We start from the raw sequence: 15,638 nt of genomic DNA on the forward strand, positions 1-15,638 counted from the left end.
GGCGCGCCCCTTTACCGACCGCGCGAGGCGACGCCCCGGTCGAGGATCATTCCGGAAATGGGATTAATACGGGCCGCCGCCGGCGCGCCGTTACGGCTGCCAGGGATTGTTCAGCGAATAGTTGAAGCCGAACTGCACCGGCGACAGGTCGCGGAAGTACTGCTGCACGAAGAGATTGGCTTCGGCGACATTGCTGCGCGGCACGTAGACGATATCGAAGCGGCGCAGCGGAACGAGATCGCCGCCGGCCCCGCGCAGGCTGGCCTTCATGTTGGCGGTGCGCATCATGGGGCGACCGTCCGGGCTGCGGCGGATAATGACCACGCGGTCGACCTTGGCGGTCGTCTTGAAGCCGCCGGCCTGGATGATCGCGCGCAGCGAATCGCCGTCGCCGATCAGGTCGTACATGCCCGGATTGTTCACCTCGCCGCCGACGAACACCTTGATCGGGGTCACGGTCTTGGCGGCGACGTTGACCGTCGGGCGGAGCAGGATATTCGAATAGGCCTCGCTGAGCGCGAGCTGCAGCTGCGGGGCCGATCGGTCGGCGGCCATGACCGGCTGCGCGAGATTGAGCGCGATGCGGCCATCGGGCTGCACGACGCTGGTGCGGTTCAGTTCGGGGGCGGAGGGGACGCTGATATCCACCTCGTCGCCGGGATAGAAGCGATAGGGCGGCTCTTCGTCGGTCCAGTCGGCGTAGCCGATGTTGGCGAAGCTTGTCGCCGAGGTCGGCGCCCCGCGACTCGCTCCGCCGCCGAGCCAGCCGGGCAGGCGACTCGTCGCCGGCGGGGGCTCGTAGGACCCCATCGGCAGCAGCGATTCGCCGTCGTGCCAGTCGCCGGTCTGCACGCAGGCGGAAAGGCCCACAGCCCCGACGAGGCAGGTCGCAACAAGCAGTAGCGGGCGGCGGAAGCGCATGCCGGAACTCTTAAAGAAAATGGGTAACCAAGCGTTAATTGCGCTGGGCGACGGTCTCTCCACGACGCGCGGGCGCACCGTTCGCGCGCCCAGATGAGTCGCATGACCACCAGCAGTACGTGGACGACCGTTGCGCACGATCCGCGGCCCCGCAGCGACTGGGCCGCGCGGCCTCGCTATGCGCCGACCGACTTCGTCACCCTGCTGTGGCGCGAGCGCTGGCTGATGCTGGCCGTCTTCCTGGTGATCTTCATCATCGGCGCCGGCTTCTCCCTGACGCTCAAGAAGACCTACGCCGCCTCGGCCAGCCTCTTCGTTCGCCTGGGTCAGGAATACGTCTACGAGCCCCGGGCGGGTGACGCCGGTCGCGGCGCCGTGCCGGACGTGGATCAGGTGATCCAGTCGGAGGCCGAAATTCTGGGCTCGGGCGAACTGAAGGAGCGCACCATCCGCAAGATCGGCCTCGCGGTGATGTTCCCCGACCTCGCCAAGGACTACGCGCGGGCGGCCCCGGCGGAAAAGCGGCTGATCATGGCCAAGGCCCGCGACGGCATGGGCCGCCACCTGAAGATCGAGACCGCCCCCGACAACTCGATCATCCGCCTGTCCTACGACCATGAAGACCCGGACGTGGCGGTGAAGGTGCTGAACAGCCTGCTCGAGGAATACCTCGTCTATCGCCGCAACCTCCTGATCCCCTCCGATCAGGGCGCCCTGGCTCAGCAGAAATCGCTGTTCGAACAGCGGCTGGCGGACACCGACGCGGCCTATCAGAACTTCCTGTCGAGCAACGACATCGGCGATTTCACCTCGCAGAAGACTTCGCTGACCACCCTGCAGGGACAGATCGAAGCGCAGCGCTACGCCGCCGAGAGCCAGTTGAAGGACCGCCGCGCCCGGCTGGCCTCGACCGAACGGCTGCTGGCTCAGACCGCGCCGGAAGTCGGACTGTTCCGCGATCTTTCCACGGCCGCCCCCGACAAGCTGGCCCAACTGAAGCTGGACCGGGAAGGGATGCTGTCGCGCTACAAGCCGGACGCCCAGCCGCTGAAGGATATCGACGCCCAGATCGCCCAACTGGAAGCCAGCATGGCCGCCGGCCGGATGACGGGCGACGGCGCCCGGCGCTTTGGCGTCAACCCGGTCTACCAGACGCTGCAGACGGACCGGAACAACCTCGCCTCCGAGGTCGCCGCCCTGGAGCAGCAGGTGAAGGCCTTCACCGACCAGGGTGAGCAGGTGAACCAGCGCTTGCTGCGCCTCGCGGCCCTGGAGCCGCAGTTCATCGAGCTGACCCGCGACCGCGACGTGCTGCAGACCAATGTTCGCGACTTCGTGGTCAAGGCGCAGCAGGACGAGGCCGCCCGGCAACTGGCCAACGCCGACAACAACAATATCCGCATCGTCCAGCGCGCCAGCGCGCCGTCGATCGGCTCCAGCCTCAAGAAGCCGGTGTTCATCCTGGCCTTCCTGTTCGCCGGTTTCACCGCCCTGTGCGCCGGTCTGCTGCGGATGTTCCTGCGGCCGGGCCTGCAGACCCCGGCCTCGGCCTCGCGCACCCTCGACCTGCCGGTGTTGGCCACCGCCGGCTACAAACGCTGAGCTGGCTTCGGACGTTCGACGATGGGGGGCGCCCGCCGGGCGCGTTCAATGCGAAGCGGAGCCCTAGGACACCGACCCAGGGTCGCTATAGGGTACGGCCTTGGTTTCACGGCGATTCGCATGGTCGATCTGAGCGCCGAGATGGCGGAACTCTGGGGCTCTCTCGGCGCCCCCGCGGCCGGCCGCGCGCGCGCCGTCCAGTTCATCGCCGCCCGGCGCGGCGAGGGAACCTCCAGCGTCGCCCGCGAATTCGCCCGTTTCGCCGCCCGCAAGGCTGGGCGCAGCGTCTGGCTGATCGATCTCGATCTTTTCGCCTCGCCCCAGCATGCGGCCATCGCCGCCGCGCCCGACCGGTTCGGCCCGCTGGGGCCGGCCGTGGCAGCGACGCCGGATGGGTCGACCTTCTTCACCGTTCAGCCGCCGATGCAGTCGCCCGACGGCAAGGCCTGGCCGGACGCCCGCTATCTCGTCGCCCATGCCGTCGGCGGCCAGAAGTTCTGGGTGACGCGTTTCCGCGCCGAGGCTCTCCGGGGGCGACAGGCGGCGCATGTGTTGCCGAGCGGCGACTACTGGTCCGCCCTGCGGCGCTATGCCGACCTGATCATCGTCGACAGTCCGGCTGCCGAGGCCTCGCAGGCCGGCCTCGTCGTCGCGCCCTTCATGGATCAGACGGTGCTGGTCGTCAGCGCCGACCAGTCGGACGTTCGCCCTCCGGCGATCCTCCGCGATTCCATCGCTGGAGCCGGCGGTCGCTGCGCCGGGGTGTTCTTCAACCGCGCCGCCGTCGAGCCGCCGGGCTTCCTGAAGGCCGTGCTGCGGTGACCTGGCCCGCCTATGCGGGGGCGGGAGCGAGGCCGTCCACGGCCGGCGAGCGCCTCGACCTAGGGCGGATCGCGATCTTCAGCTTGGCCCTGTTCATGCTCTTCACCTACACCCAGGGCTGGGTGATGCCGATCTTCGGCGAGAAAGGCGAACGGTTCACCGCCGTCCTGCGGGTGGCCTTCCTGCCCGCCTACGCCGCCACCTTCATCCTGCTGGCCACGGCGCCGATGGAGACGCTGAAAGGTCTGATCCGTCAGCCGTTTCTTGTCGCCCTGGTGCTGGTGGTGATCGCCTCGAGCGTCTGGTCGGTCAATCCGCCGGAGTCGGCGCGCCGCGCCTTCTTCCTGGTGTGCAGCACCCTCGGCGGGGTGGTGCTGGCCGCGCGGTTCCGCTGGCGCGGGCTGGCGGAGGTCACGGCCTCGGCGTTCCTGATCGTTGCTGTCGCCTCATTGGCGGTTTCGGCCGTGGTCCCGTCGATCGGCCGCATGACCGAGTTGTTCCCCGGCGCCTGGCGTGGGCTCTGGCCGGAGAAGAACGCCCTGGGCGGCAACATGGCCCTGGCCTTCTCGGCCCTGGTGGCTGCGGGCCTTTTGGTCCCGCAGCGGCGCTATCTGTGGTGGGGCGGGGCGGCCATCGCCCTGTTCCTCGTGCTGATGTCGACCTCCAAGACGTCGCTGGTCGCCTTGCTGCTGGGCGCGGGCGTGATCGCCTTCGTCGCGGTCGTGCGACGCGGCCCGGTCGTCGGGGTGGCGGCGACCTGGGCGGCCCTGATCGCTATCGGCCTTGGGGCGGCGGTCATCGTATTCGCGGCCGACGCCCTGTTCGGTCTGCTCGGCAAGGACGCGACCTTGACCGGCCGGACCCAGATCTGGGCGGCGGCCATGCGCCAGATCGAGCTGCGGCCGTGGACTGGCTTCGGTTACGAGGCGGTCTGGGGGGATACGAGCGGGTGGGGCCCCTTCGCCTGGATCGTCAAGGAAGCGGGGTTCGAGCCGCAGCACGCCCACAATTCGTGGATCGAACAGTGGCTGGGCCTGGGCGTCATCGGCCTGGCGGCGTTCGGTCTCTACTATGTGCAGACCGCCGCCATGATGGTGCTGGCCATCTTCCGTCGCCAGGGCGCCTACCTCGTCGCGCCGTTCTTCGTGGTCTACACGATGATGACGCTCACCGAGAGCATCGCGGTGGTCTACAACGACTTCCGGTGGGTGCTGCTGGTGGCCTTCTCGACAAAGCTCGCCCTGCCCGAATCCGCCGAAGAACGTGAATTTCGCCATTAACTGCGTTGCGACACAAAGCCTTAGCGCGAGTTAGCTATAGGCTGCGCCTGATGGTCGGGTCAGAAGTCGGAGCGTCACCCTTGGAAACTGCGGCCCTACAGGCCAAGCCGGAAACGGGCGACCTGCCTGTTCGCCCGGGGCTTGCCCGCGCGCTCCTGCTGCTCGGATTTGTCCTCTACGTCGCGGTTCTGGCCGGCGGCTGGTGGGTGGCGCTGCAGATCATTCCCCCGACGGTGCACATCACCCTCTTCGGCCGCAGCATCGGCACTGACTCGGCGCACGAGCACATCAACAACGCGGGGCTGATTTTCCTGCTGCTGCCGACGGCCCTGTGGATCGAAGCCGCCGTGGTCGGCTGGAACAAGAGCTCGGCCCGCCAGATGATCTTCTCCCCGACGCCGTCGTTGAAGACCGACATCGCCGTCTTCTTCCTCGGCCAGGCCCACATCACCGATATCGCCGGACGCATCCTGACGCTCGGCGCGGCCCTGATCTCCGGCGGCTTGATCCACGATTGGCTGGCGAAGACCACCGGCGTGTCGATCGGCCCGCTGCCGGCGCCATTGTTGGTGCAGGTCGTCTTCTACTTCTTCGTCGCCACCTTCTTCGACTATTGGACGCACCGCTTCGACCACATGCGTCTGCTCTGGCCGATCCATCGCTATCATCACTCGGCGCGCGACTTCGGGGTGGTCACCTCGATCCGGCAGCATCCGGCGGCGTTCACGGGCATCTTCGTGGTCAATCTGCCGATGGCGATCCTCGGCGCGCCCACCGACGCACTGATCTACGTCAACGTCCTGGTGGTCGGCATCGGCTTCCTGATCCACTCCAAGATCGATTCCGACTGGGGCTGGTTCGGCCGCTGGGTGATCCAGTCGCCCAACAACCACCGGGCGCACCACAAGCTCGACATGAGCCACCCGACCGGCCACTTCGGCATGTCGCCGATCTGGGACCGCCTGTTCGGCACCTATTACCGCGAGGGCGTCGGCGAGATGGAGATCGGCGTCGACACCGAATACGCCCACGGCTTCCTGGCGCCGCGCGACATGGCCCGCGACTACTGGCACTTCTGGGTCGGCCTGTTCGGCGGCAAGAGCGACGGTCCGGACGCCGTCCGGATGTTCGGCGGCAAGCGCTAGGCAGGCATCCAGGCGAAGACGCTGGCGGGCATCAGCGCCGCGCCGCCGAAATCCAGGACGTCATAGTCGGCCAGGCGCCGCAGCCGCTCTTTCGGCAGGCATCGACGCCACGGATCGCCGACGAGCGCCGGAACGCCGGCCGCGGCCCATGCATCGAGCATCGCGGTCGTGTCGCGAGTGACCTGCGGGTCGTAGAAGACGTCGCCGGCCAAAATCAGATCGATCTCCTCCAAGGCGGGGGGCGCGACCGTGACCGTGACGTCAGCGACGTTGAGGCGCGCATTCAGGCGCGTCGCGATTAGCGCCCGAGGGTCGAGATCGACCGCGAATACCCTCTCGGCGCCGGCGAGCGAGGCGGCGATGGCCACGAGGCCGCTGCCGCAGCCAAGGTCCAGTACGCGCCGTCCAGCGACCGTATCGGGATGATCGATGAGGTGGCGCGCCAGGGCGATGCCGCCGCCCCAGGCTCGAGCCCAATAGGGCGGTCCGGCCGCGTTCAGTTGCCTCAGGCCGCTGGCCGGACCGGCGAGGTGCAGGCGAATTTCCGGAAGACCCGGCGCGGGGGCGACGGGCAGGTTCTCGCGGATGAAGGCTTCGATTTCGGCGTCGGTCACGCGCCGATGCGTTGCACGCCCCGGCCCACGGTGACCACCTCGAATCCGTTTTCGAGGGCGCTGTCGAGCAGGCGTGCGAGCGCGTCCGGCGTGCAGCCCCAGGGCGACGGCTCGGGGGCGACGTCGTGGGTGTAGAGGATCAGCCAGGCTTTGCGGGCCTTGGCCTCGGCGAGCCAGCGCATCGCCACGGCCTCGCCGTCCAGCCCCTCAATCCCGACGGCCGGGGCCTGGTTCAGATCCGATCCGGTGGCGATCACCCCATGATGCAGCGCGCGCAGCAGCCGGAAGCGCGCGGACAGGGCCTGCTTGGCCGGCGCGGCGACGTCGCCGTAGGGATAGGCGAAACTGCTGGGCGGGGCGCCGGCCCAGCCGGTCAGCATCCGGCCGTTGCGGTCGGCTTCGTCGATCACCGCGCCGCGCGAGGCCTGGCCGCAGTCGAGATGCGAATAGGTGTGGTCGGCGATGTCGTGCCCGGCGGCGGCGAGGGCGGCGATCTGCGCGCCGTCGGCGTTGCGGCCCATCGGCCCGTCGCGGCCCGCAAGGCCGGCGGAGATGTAGTAGGTGCCGCGCAGGCCGCGTTCCTCGAGCAGCCGTGCGCCGGTCTCGACGGCGGAGATCGGAGCGTCGTCGAAGCTGATCGACAGCATCGGCCGCTCCAGGACGACCCGCGCCGGCCTGCGGTGAACGAGCCGGACGAGGCGGCGGCGCAGCTTGCCCTTCAGGGTGCGGTCCGGCTGATAGGCCTCGGCGTAGGACATGGCGTTCATCGGACGGCCTCGGCGTAAAGCGCCGCGCGGTAGAGGCGCATGGAAAAGGCGCGGAGCGGGATGGGGGCCAGGTCGGCCAGGGCCAGGGCCTTGATCATCGGCCGCCAGAGCCCCCGCGCCGGCGCCAGGCTCAGCATTCGCGCGACCTTGTAGCTCGGATAGCTGCTGACCACCTCGCGATGGGCGGCGACCACGCGGGCGAAGTTGGCGGCCGACTGCTCGTATTTCGCGGCGATGGTCGAAGCCCGGTCGAGGCCGAGGTGGCTGGCGGGATTGTCGACATGGGCGATCGGCCAGCGGGCGGCGACGCGCATGGCCCATTCGACGTCTTCCCAGCCCCAGCCCGAGAAGCCCTCGTCGAAGGCGACCGTCTCGAACACCGCGCGGCGAACCATCAGGTTGGAGGTGAAGACGTGCTTTTCCGGCTGCAGGGCGCGTTCGGCCGCGGGCGTGCAGTCGCTGTGCAGCGCCATGGCGCGGTGCAGGGCATGCTCGCGGGTCACCGGCGTCTGATCGAGCGAGAAGCCGCCGAAGGCCACCATCGGGCCACCCTCGGTCGCCAGGCCCGCCCAGGCGCGCAGGAAATCGCCGCGGTCGGGCAGCATGTCGCTGTCCAGGAACAGGAAGGTCGCGGCGCGGGCGTGGCGCGTGAGGCGATTGCGGCCCTTGGCGCGGCCCTCGTTGGCCGAGAGGCGGACGTAGCGCACCGGCAGCCGAGCCGCCTGCACCGCGTCCGCCACGCGGCGGGCCAGGACTTCGTCGCCGGATCCGTCGTCCAGCAGCACGATCTCGGCGGCGGCTTCCTCGCGGTCCAGCGCCGCCAGGAGGCGCGTCGGATCATCCCGCCAGAACGGGATCAGCACCGCCAGCTGAGGCCGGGCTTCGGCCCAGGCGGCGTTGTCGACCAGCCATTCGACGATGTGGGCGGTCATGCGGCGACCCTCCGGCGCAGGGCCTGGACGAGACCGAGCGCCCGAGCGCGCAGCGCGGCATCGAGGACCAGGATCATCGCGGCGTAGACGGCCGCGCCGACACCGGCCTTGAGGATGAGTTCGATGAGCCCGCCAACAGCGGGGATGGCCGACACCGCCAGGCTCATGGCCGAGCAGGCCAGCGCCACGCGCTCGACGGTGCGCCAGGGGATCGGCAGCACGCAGACCCGGCGGCCGAGCAGCCATGCGGTCAGCCCGCCGCAGCCGTAGCCGGCGACGGTGGCCCACAGCGCGCCGTCCAGGCCGAAGCGCGGGGTCAGAACGAGGTTCAGCGCCAGGTTGGCGGTCGCGGGGATCGCAAGGGCGAGCAGCAGCAGGCCGGTGCGGCGGGCCAGGGTGAAGGCCTGCGAGAAGTAGTAGGTGGTCAGGCCGCTGATCAGGGCGCTGGCGGCGACCCAGGGCGTGACGCGGGCGGCGTCGGCGCGCAGGGCCTCGCCGACCATCAGGTCGCACAGCGGCGCGGCGACCAGGGCGAGGCCGACGGCGGCGGGCGCGGTGATCAGCAGCATGGCCGACGCCTGTTCGCGGGCGGCGTCCTCGAGCGCGGCGCGACCGCCCTGTTCCAGGGCCATCACCATGGCCGGGCCGCCGGCCATGCCGAGCCAGATGAACAGGACGTCGAGCGTACGGCTCGAGAGGCCGTAGCCGGCGTGATAGGCGCCGACGGCCGCCTCGCCGAGGCTGGCGCCGAGCACCAGCCGGTCGGTGGTGGCCAGCACCAGGGCCAGGATCAGCGACGCCGCGACGGGCAGGCCGTAGGCGGCGTAGTCCCGCGCCAGGGCGGCGTCGAAGCGGCCGCCGCGCGCCAGCTTCAGCTCTCCCGGCGCGGCCGGGATCAGGGCGGCGATGGCGGCCGCGCCCAGGCCGATCAGCGGCGCGGCGCCGGTGTGGAAGGCGAAGGCCGTGGCCACGCCCACGACGAAGCCGCCGAGACTCTGGATCAGGTCGATGCGCGCGGCGGCGGAGACGCGGCCCTCGGCGCGATAGCGTTCCTGCGCCATCTTGGCGGCCGAGCGGAACAGCACGGCGGCGAGGCCGGCGGCGGTGGCCGCGCGGGCTTCGACCGGCATCGGCGCCAGCCACAGGATCAGGCCGGCGACGACGGGATAGGCGAGGGCGGCGAGCCACCAGAGGCGGTGCAGTGTCGCCATGTGGTCGGCGGTGCGGCCGTCGGCCTGCCGCGCGGCCCAGAAGCGGGCCATGGCGGCCTCGACCCAGGTGAAGATGGCCGTGTGCGCCAGGGTCATGATCGAAAAGGCCAGGGCGTAGGCGCCGTAGGCCTCGGGAGTCAGCACGCGCGTGAAGAGGACGATGGCGCCGAAGCCGACGAGCCCTTGCGCCACATTGGCCGGCAGGTAGCCGACGACCCCCCGCCAGAACATCCGTACTCGACCCGTCTCGTGGCGCCGGCTTGCGGCGGAACGTTCCGACCTTGCCTGAAGAGCTCGTGTCAAACCGTTAAGGCCGACGGCTTTTTGCAACCCAGAGCGGGCTGAGCGCGCTCTCGCTCGGATATCATCCGCACCTGGGAGCCCTTCGATGGAACTGCATCGCGGCCGCCTGATCGACCACGTTCACCTCCGCGCCCGAGATCTCGACGCGACAGCCGCCTTTTACGCCGCCATCCTTGATGTTCTCGGCATTCCGTATGTGCGGGATGAGACGCATTTCAACGCCGACGAACTATGGATCGACGTCGGCGAGCCGGCGACGCATGTGCACCTGGCGTTCCAGGCGAAAGATCGGGCGCAGGTCGAGGCGGCCTACAGGGCGGCGCTGGCGGCGGGCGGGCGCGACAACGGCGCCCCCGGCGAACGCCCATATCATCCCGACTATTACGCGGCGTTCTTTTACGACCCGGACGGCAATAACATCGAGGCCGTGTTCCACGGGGCGCACGAGCGCTCGGCGGACAGTGTCGTGCTGACCTGGAACGACTGACGCGAGCGCCTAGCGAACGGTCTCGTCGTCGCCCAGCAGGCAGGGCACGGTCATGATGATGATGTAGAGGTCGAGCCAGAACGACTGACGCTCTATGTACTCGACGTCGAGGGCCACGCGGCGGCGAACCGACTGCGGCGTATCGACCGCCCCGCGCGAGCCCTTGATCGCGGCCCAGCCGGTGAGGCCCGGTTTCATGCGGTGGCGATGGGCGTAGTGGTGGACCAGTTGGGCGGACGGCGTCTCGCCGGTCTTCATGCCGATGGCGTGCGGGCGCGGCCCGACCAGGGACATTTCGCCGGTCAGCACGTTGAACAGCTGCGGCAGCTCGTCGAGGCTGGTGCGCCGAATGAACCGGCCGACCCGCGTGACCCGGTCGTCGTCGGTGGTGATCTGGCGCGAAGCGGTGGCGTCCGCCGCCTCGTGACGCATGGAGCGGAACTTCCAGACGTTGATGGCCTCGTTGTTGAAGCCGTGGCGGCGCTGGCGGAAGAACACTGGGCCGGGGCTGTCGAGCTTCACCGCGAGGGCGATCGCCAGCATCACCGGCGCGAGCAGCGGCAGGACGATGCAGGTGATGGTCAGGTCCTGCGCGCGTTTGAGGATGGCGCGGGCGTTGTTGTCCGGCTGTCCGGAGACGTCGGCCAGCGACAGGCCGGCGATGCGCGAAAGCGCCTGGCTGTTGTCCTTGGCGCTGTCGTCGAGCAGCAGCGAGACGGCGTTGGGCAGCACGCTGAGCTGCTCCACCAACGCGGCCACGCGATTGCGCGCGGTGGGGGCGACGGTGATCACCACCCGGTCGACGCAGGGCATGATGCGGTGGGTCAGCAGGGCGCTGGTGTCGCCCAGCACCGGCACTCCGCGCACATGGGACGCGACGCGATCCTTGCGGTCGTCGAAGATGCCGAGGATGGCGACGTCGCCGGTCCTCATCGCCTCGACGATCAGCCGCTCGGCGCGGGGGGTGGCTCCGACGATCACCAGCGTCGGCGTGAGCAGGCCTTGTCGGCGCCAGTGGCGCACCACCGCCCAGGCGCCGGCGTGAGCCAGCATCAGCACCGCCTGAGCCTGGATTATCCACAGCGCCAAGGCGTTGCCCGCCACGGGCTCACCGCCAAACAGGGTATAGGATGAGATGCCGACGGCCGGCAGCAGGGCGGCGGTGGCGATCCGTGTGAGGTGCCGCACGAGGCCTTCATGCGGCGGCAGGACGTAGGCGCCGGTCAATACCAGGCCGACAAGCAGCAAGCCGCTGGCGACCGAGAGCAGCAGCCAGGGGACGGCGAAATTCGAGACGGTGACGAGAACGCAGAGGATCGCGGCGTCGACGATCTGAACGAAGATCGAAATCGCCCAACCGAGCGCGCGCGTGCGGGATGGGGTCAGCCGGCCGGGGCGCATCGGTCCACGTGAAGCCGGCGCGCGCAGCGGCGCGGAACGGGGTACGGCCGTCGCCGCCTCTGGCGCAGGACGCAGGTTGGAAGGTGTTATGCCCATGGTCCGGCTTGTTGCCGCAGCGCACCATAAGCCGGCGTTAATAGTTGGGGTTAACGAATTGACATTCTAGGAAATTTCTTCGGTGATCACCGTGAAGCCGCGGAGCGCGGCCGGTCCGAAGTTGGTGGTGATGGCCGCGTCGGTGGCGTCGCGGCCGCGGGCCATCGGAATGCGACCGATACGCGGGCGATTGTGCCGAGCGTCGAAGGTGCGCCACTGGCCGTCGATCCAGGCCTCGAACCAGGCGCTGAAGTCCATCGGCGCCTCGACGGGCGGAACGCCGATATCGCCAAGATAGCCGGTGCAGTAGCGCGCCGGGATGTTCATGCAGCGGCAGAGCGTGATGGCGAGGTGGGCGTAGTCGCGGCAGACGCCGCAGCGCTCCTCATGGGCGTCCCAGGCGGTCTTGGTCGGGCGGGCGTGGTGATAGCCGAAGGCGATGCGCCGATGGGTGTAGTCCACGATGGCCTGGATCAAGCTCCAGTCGCGCGGCAGATGGCCGAACAGCGACCATGCCAGATCGTTCAGCCGATCGACCTCGCAGTATCGGCTGGCCAGCAGGAAGACCATGACGTCGTCCGGCAGGCTCGCCACCGGCGCCAGGGCGGCGGCGGGCAGGATCGGATCCGGCTTGCCGTTGTCGCGGATCACGAACTCGGTGGAGAGCGTGCTGACGCCGGCCGGCAGCAGGGCGCGGGTGCATAGGTTGCCGAAGGCGTCGTGGAACTGCGTGTACGCCGCGCCCGACGAGATCGTCAGGACATCCGCCTGCTCGAGGTCGACGGCCCGTTCGGGGCGGACGTTGAGCAGCATCAGCATCGGCGTCGGGGCGGCGGTCTCGAAAGTGATCTCGTAACCCGCCCGGATGCGCATCTGCCTCTTACCTCAGCCGGTCAGCGCAACGTTCGCGCCGGGAGGTGGTTGCGGATGGCGCGCACTGGCCGCCGCCCATCCCCGATCTTCGTCGGAGGTGACTTCGACCGTCACCTCCATGTCGATGTAGTCGCCGGCCTCGCCGATCCAGCTGCCGTGCAGCGGCAGGGCGCGGCCCGGGTCGCGCGCGATGGCGACCCGCACCAGATCGGTGTTGCCGACGATGCCGTTGGTGGGGTCGAACTCCACCCAGCCGCAGGCCGGCAGGTAGACCCGCACCCAGGCGTGGGTGTGCCCGCCGCCGAGACGGGTCAGGCCGCCCAGCGAGATCGGCGGCGAATAGAGGTAGCCGGAGACGAACTGGGCCGCGAGGCCGAGGCTGCGCACCGCCTCCATCATCAGCACCGCGAAGTCGCGGCAGGCGCCCGAGCCGCGGGCGATGGTCTCGGCCGGCGTCTGGGCCCCGCCGTGCAGGCGCGCGGCGTAGCGGAAGTCGCTGTGGATGGCCTGAGTCATCTCGGCCAGCAGGGCCTGCAGGCTGGTGCGGCCGCCGCCGCGCACGAAGCGCTGGGCCCAGGCCGCGACCACGCTCTCCGGATCGGGATATTGCCGCTCCATCGAACGCGCGAGGTCCGGCATGTCTTCCGGGCTGTAGGCGAAGGGCAGGGCGCCCGTGTAGGCCTCGATCTCGCCGTCGACGCCGGCGAAGGCGGGCAGGGGGCGGTGGTCGAGGGAGACCTGGCTGTCGAACACCAGCTCGTCGCTGCGGCGCCCGAAGCGGGCCACGCCCACGCAGTTGCCGAACACGTCGTGCACATAACGCAGCTGCGACGGCTCCGGGCTGATCGTCAGGCTGGAAGTCAGCAGCCGCTGGTCGTAGCTCTCCAACGGCCGGAACATCATCCGATGTTCGCCAAAGGCGACCGGCTTGCGGTAGCGGTAACGCGTTACGTGGCGGATCGAAAGGATCGGCATGGTGAAGCTGATAGGGATGATTTGCCGATGACGTCGAGCGGCTTAATCGCCGCGGGCGACCCCGCGGCGGTGATTGTCGAGAATCCAGGCGGTTCTTCACGTCTGCTGTTGCTGGGGGATCACGCCGGGCGCGCGGTTCCCTCCGCCCTGGGCGGCCTCGGCGTGCCGCCGGCTGAGATGGATCGGCACATCGCCTGGGACATCGGCGTCGCCGGCCTGGGAGCCGAACTGGCCCGGCGGCTCGACGCCGTCTTCATCCGGCAGGCCTATTCGCGGCTGGTGGTCGATTGCAACCGCGAACCGGGCCACGCGGGCTCGATCGTTCCGGCCAGCGACGGCTGCCCGGTGCCGGCCAATCAAGGCCTGTCGGAGGTGCAGCGGGAGGCCAGGGTCGAGGCGATCTTCCGCCCTTATCACGCCGCCATCGCCGCCGAGCTCGACGCCCGGGCCGCCCGAGGCGAGCGCACCCTGGTGTTCGCCCTGCACAGCTTCACCCCGCGCATGAACGACTTCGACCGACCGTGGCGGTTCGGCGTGCTTCATGCCGGCGACAGCGCGCTTTCGGCGGCCATGCTGGCGGTGCTGCGTGAAAGGTTCGGCGCGACCGTCGTGGGGGACAACGAACCCTACGCGCTCGACCCCAACGGCGGCGACTACACCGTGCCGCGCCACGCCGGCGGTCGCGGGCTGGATTATCTGGAGCTCGAGGTTCGCCAGGACCTGATCGCCGGCGCGGCCGATCAGGCGACGATGGCCGACGTCCTCGCGCCGCTGCTCGTCGAGGCCGTCAGTCGGAGCGCCGCGACTTCGGCCTGATCTTCCGCGCGAGGAAGAGGACAGTGAGACCGGAGCCAGCCGAGGCGATGGCGCAGGCCACGGCCGCGATGTGGAAGCCATCGACCAGCGCCTGACCGCGCGCCGCCAGCACGCCGCCGACCAGGGCCGTCGCCACCAGACCGCCCGTGCGCGCCACCGCGCTGTTGAACCCCGAAGCCGCCGCCGTGTGCTGTTCGTCGACGGCGCTGAGCACCGCCGTCGTCAGGGGCGCGACCGCTATGGACATGCCGATGGCGATGACGGTCACCGAGGGCGCGAGCTCGGTCCAGTAGCGCGCGTCGGCGCCGATCCGCAGCGCCAGCAGGAAGCCCGCGGCGACGATCAGCGGTCCGACGGTCAGGGGCAGGCGGGGGCCGATGCGGGCGGCGACCGACCCCATGACCGGCGAGGCGAAGGTCAGGATGATCGGAAACGGCAACAGGGCGGCCCCGGCCGCCGTGCCGGAATAGCCCGCGGCCTCGATCAGCAGGTAGGGCACGAGCACCATCAGCCCGCCGAGCGCGCCGTAGAGCAGGAAGGTCATCAGGTTCAGGCCCACGATCTCCGCCGAGCCGAACAGCGCCAGCGGCATCATCGCCCGTTCGCCGCGCCGGCGCTCGACCCAAAGAAAGGCGGCGGTGAGGGCGAGCCCGCCGCCCAGCAGGCCGATGGCGCTCGCCGTCCGGCCGGCGGGGCCCGAGCCGATGGTCAGGCCCCAGGTGACGGCGCCGAGCGCGGCGGTGGCCAGCAGGCCGCCCAGAGTGTCCAGCGGCGGCGCTTCGGCGTCGCGCGGCCGGTCGCGCACTGCCCACAAGGCCAGCAGGATGGCGGCGGTCGCTAGGGGCACATTGAGCAGGAAGGTCCAGCGCCAGCCGACGGTGTCGATCAGCCAGCCGCCGAGCATCGGACCCAGCGCGCCGGCCGCCGCGCCGACGGCCGCCCAGATGCCGACCGCGCGGCCCCGCGCCTCGCCCGAGAAAGTGTCGCTGAGGATCGCCAGGCTGTTGGGCAGCAGCAGCGCCGCGCCGATCCCCTGCAGCGCCCGGGATAGCAGCAGGATCGGCAGGGTGGGCGCGACGGCGCAGGCCACTGAGGCGAGGGCGAAGAGACCGGTTCCCCCGATCAGCAGCCTTTGCTTGCCGAAGCGGTCGCCCGCCGCCCCGCCGAGCAGCAGAAGCGCGCTCAACGGCAGCAGATAGGCGTTGACGATCCACTGCAGGTCGGACGCCTGGGCCCGGAAACTGGCCCCGAGGGCGGGCAGGGCGACGTTGACCACCGAGCCGTCCACGAATGAGAGGCTGGAGGCGAGGATGCAGGTCGCCAGGATGACGTTCGGGCGCCTGGCGGTCTGAGGCGCTGCGGCCTTGGTCACGGGAGCAATTCTCCTCCCCGA

General features: G+C 69.8%; 15 protein-coding genes. 6 read left to right on the top strand and 9 right to left on the bottom strand.

The genetic code is table 11. From position 1 onward, the window contains the following. Positions 1-90: 90 nt before the first annotated feature. The gene (locus ACFLIT_RS01555; protein WP_479909418.1) at positions 91-921 is read right to left on the bottom strand and encodes a polysaccharide biosynthesis/export family protein; all 831 of its coding nucleotides are present in this window, start codon (positions 919-921) and stop codon (positions 91-93) included. A 102-nt stretch (positions 922-1,023) separates the two neighbouring features. Between ACFLIT_RS01555 and ACFLIT_RS01560 the strand changes: the two genes are divergently transcribed. From ACFLIT_RS01560 to ACFLIT_RS01575, 4 genes are all read left to right on the top strand, one after another. After that, complete coding sequence (locus tag ACFLIT_RS01560; protein ID WP_479909419.1) at positions 1,024-2,523, top strand: GumC family protein; 1,500 nt, start codon at positions 1,024-1,026, stop codon at positions 2,521-2,523. A 120-nt stretch (positions 2,524-2,643) separates the two neighbouring features. Further along, positions 2,644-3,345, top strand: a complete 702-nt coding sequence (locus tag ACFLIT_RS01565; RefSeq protein WP_479909420.1) for a P-loop NTPase family protein — start codon at positions 2,644-2,646, stop codon at positions 3,343-3,345. Beyond that, the gene (locus tag ACFLIT_RS01570; protein WP_479909421.1) at positions 3,342-4,625 is read left to right on the top strand and encodes an O-antigen ligase family protein; all 1,284 of its coding nucleotides are present in this window, start codon (positions 3,342-3,344) and stop codon (positions 4,623-4,625) included. Before ACFLIT_RS01565 ends, ACFLIT_RS01570 begins: the two co-directional genes overlap by 4 nt. A gap of 80 nt (positions 4,626-4,705) precedes the next feature. Further along, positions 4,706-5,770 carry a sterol desaturase family protein gene (locus ACFLIT_RS01575; protein ID WP_479909422.1) on the top strand — a complete coding sequence of 355 codons (1,065 nt, stop codon included), beginning with the start codon at positions 4,706-4,708 and terminating at the stop codon, positions 5,768-5,770. Here ACFLIT_RS01575 and ACFLIT_RS01580 read toward each other — a convergent pair. Genes ACFLIT_RS01580 through ACFLIT_RS01595 form a run of 4 tightly spaced genes read right to left on the bottom strand, consistent with a single transcriptional unit; the run spans position 5,767 to position 9,525 of the window. Continuing rightward, positions 5,767-6,384, bottom strand: a complete 618-nt coding sequence (locus ACFLIT_RS01580; protein ID WP_479909423.1) for a class I SAM-dependent methyltransferase — start codon at positions 6,382-6,384, stop codon at positions 5,767-5,769. The two genes, ACFLIT_RS01575 and ACFLIT_RS01580, sit on opposite strands and share 4 nt — an antisense overlap. Continuing rightward, entirely contained in the window at positions 6,381-7,151 is a 771-nt protein-coding gene (gene hfsH, locus ACFLIT_RS01585) for an oligosaccharide deacetylase HfsH (RefSeq protein ID WP_479909424.1), read from the bottom strand. The genes ACFLIT_RS01580 and hfsH overlap by 4 nt, the downstream gene beginning before the upstream one ends. Beyond that, positions 7,148-8,083, bottom strand: coding sequence for a polysaccharide biosynthesis protein HfsG (hfsG, locus tag ACFLIT_RS01590; RefSeq protein WP_479909425.1), 936 nt, complete (start codon positions 8,081-8,083; stop codon positions 7,148-7,150). Before hfsG ends, hfsH begins: the two co-directional genes overlap by 4 nt. After that, positions 8,080-9,525, bottom strand: a complete 1,446-nt coding sequence (locus tag ACFLIT_RS01595; protein ID WP_479909426.1) for a lipopolysaccharide biosynthesis protein — start codon at positions 9,523-9,525, stop codon at positions 8,080-8,082. The genes hfsG and ACFLIT_RS01595 overlap by 4 nt, the downstream gene beginning before the upstream one ends. A gap of 157 nt (positions 9,526-9,682) precedes the next feature. Here ACFLIT_RS01595 and ACFLIT_RS01600 point away from each other — a divergent pair, with 157 nt between their 5' ends. Then, the gene (locus tag ACFLIT_RS01600; RefSeq protein ID WP_479909427.1) at positions 9,683-10,084 is read left to right on the top strand and encodes a VOC family protein; all 402 of its coding nucleotides are present in this window, start codon (positions 9,683-9,685) and stop codon (positions 10,082-10,084) included. Between the two features lie 9 nt (positions 10,085-10,093). Here the strand turns inward: ACFLIT_RS01600 and ACFLIT_RS01605 are convergent, their stop codons facing one another. The 3 genes from ACFLIT_RS01605 to ACFLIT_RS01615 all read right to left on the bottom strand — a co-directional run bounded on the left by ACFLIT_RS01605 (position 10,094) and on the right by ACFLIT_RS01615 (position 13,429). Continuing rightward, positions 10,094-11,485: an exopolysaccharide biosynthesis polyprenyl glycosylphosphotransferase gene (locus tag ACFLIT_RS01605; protein WP_479909428.1), complete on the bottom strand. Its 1,392-nt coding sequence runs from the start codon at positions 11,483-11,485 to the stop codon at positions 10,094-10,096. A gap of 162 nt (positions 11,486-11,647) precedes the next feature. Then, positions 11,648-12,454 carry a transglutaminase-like domain-containing protein gene (locus ACFLIT_RS01610; RefSeq protein ID WP_479909429.1) on the bottom strand — a complete coding sequence of 269 codons (807 nt, stop codon included), beginning with the start codon at positions 12,452-12,454 and terminating at the stop codon, positions 11,648-11,650. Positions 12,455-12,466: 12 nt separating this feature from the next. After that, on the bottom strand, positions 12,467-13,429 hold the full coding sequence (locus ACFLIT_RS01615; protein ID WP_479909430.1) for a transglutaminase family protein: 963 nt from the start codon (positions 13,427-13,429) through the stop codon (positions 12,467-12,469). Positions 13,430-13,456: 27 nt separating this feature from the next. Here ACFLIT_RS01615 and ACFLIT_RS01620 point away from each other — a divergent pair, with 27 nt between their 5' ends. Further along, positions 13,457-14,245 (top strand): N-formylglutamate amidohydrolase, encoded by a 789-nt coding sequence (locus ACFLIT_RS01620; protein WP_479909431.1) that lies wholly within the window; start codon positions 13,457-13,459, stop codon positions 14,243-14,245. Here ACFLIT_RS01620 and ACFLIT_RS01625 read toward each other — a convergent pair. Next, on the bottom strand, positions 14,217-15,617 hold the full coding sequence (locus ACFLIT_RS01625) for an MFS transporter (RefSeq protein WP_479909432.1): 1,401 nt from the start codon (positions 15,615-15,617) through the stop codon (positions 14,217-14,219). The two genes, ACFLIT_RS01620 and ACFLIT_RS01625, sit on opposite strands and share 29 nt — an antisense overlap. Positions 15,618-15,638: the final 21 nt, after the last annotated feature.

The organism is Caulobacter sp. HJHS_5 (assembly GCF_056683955.1).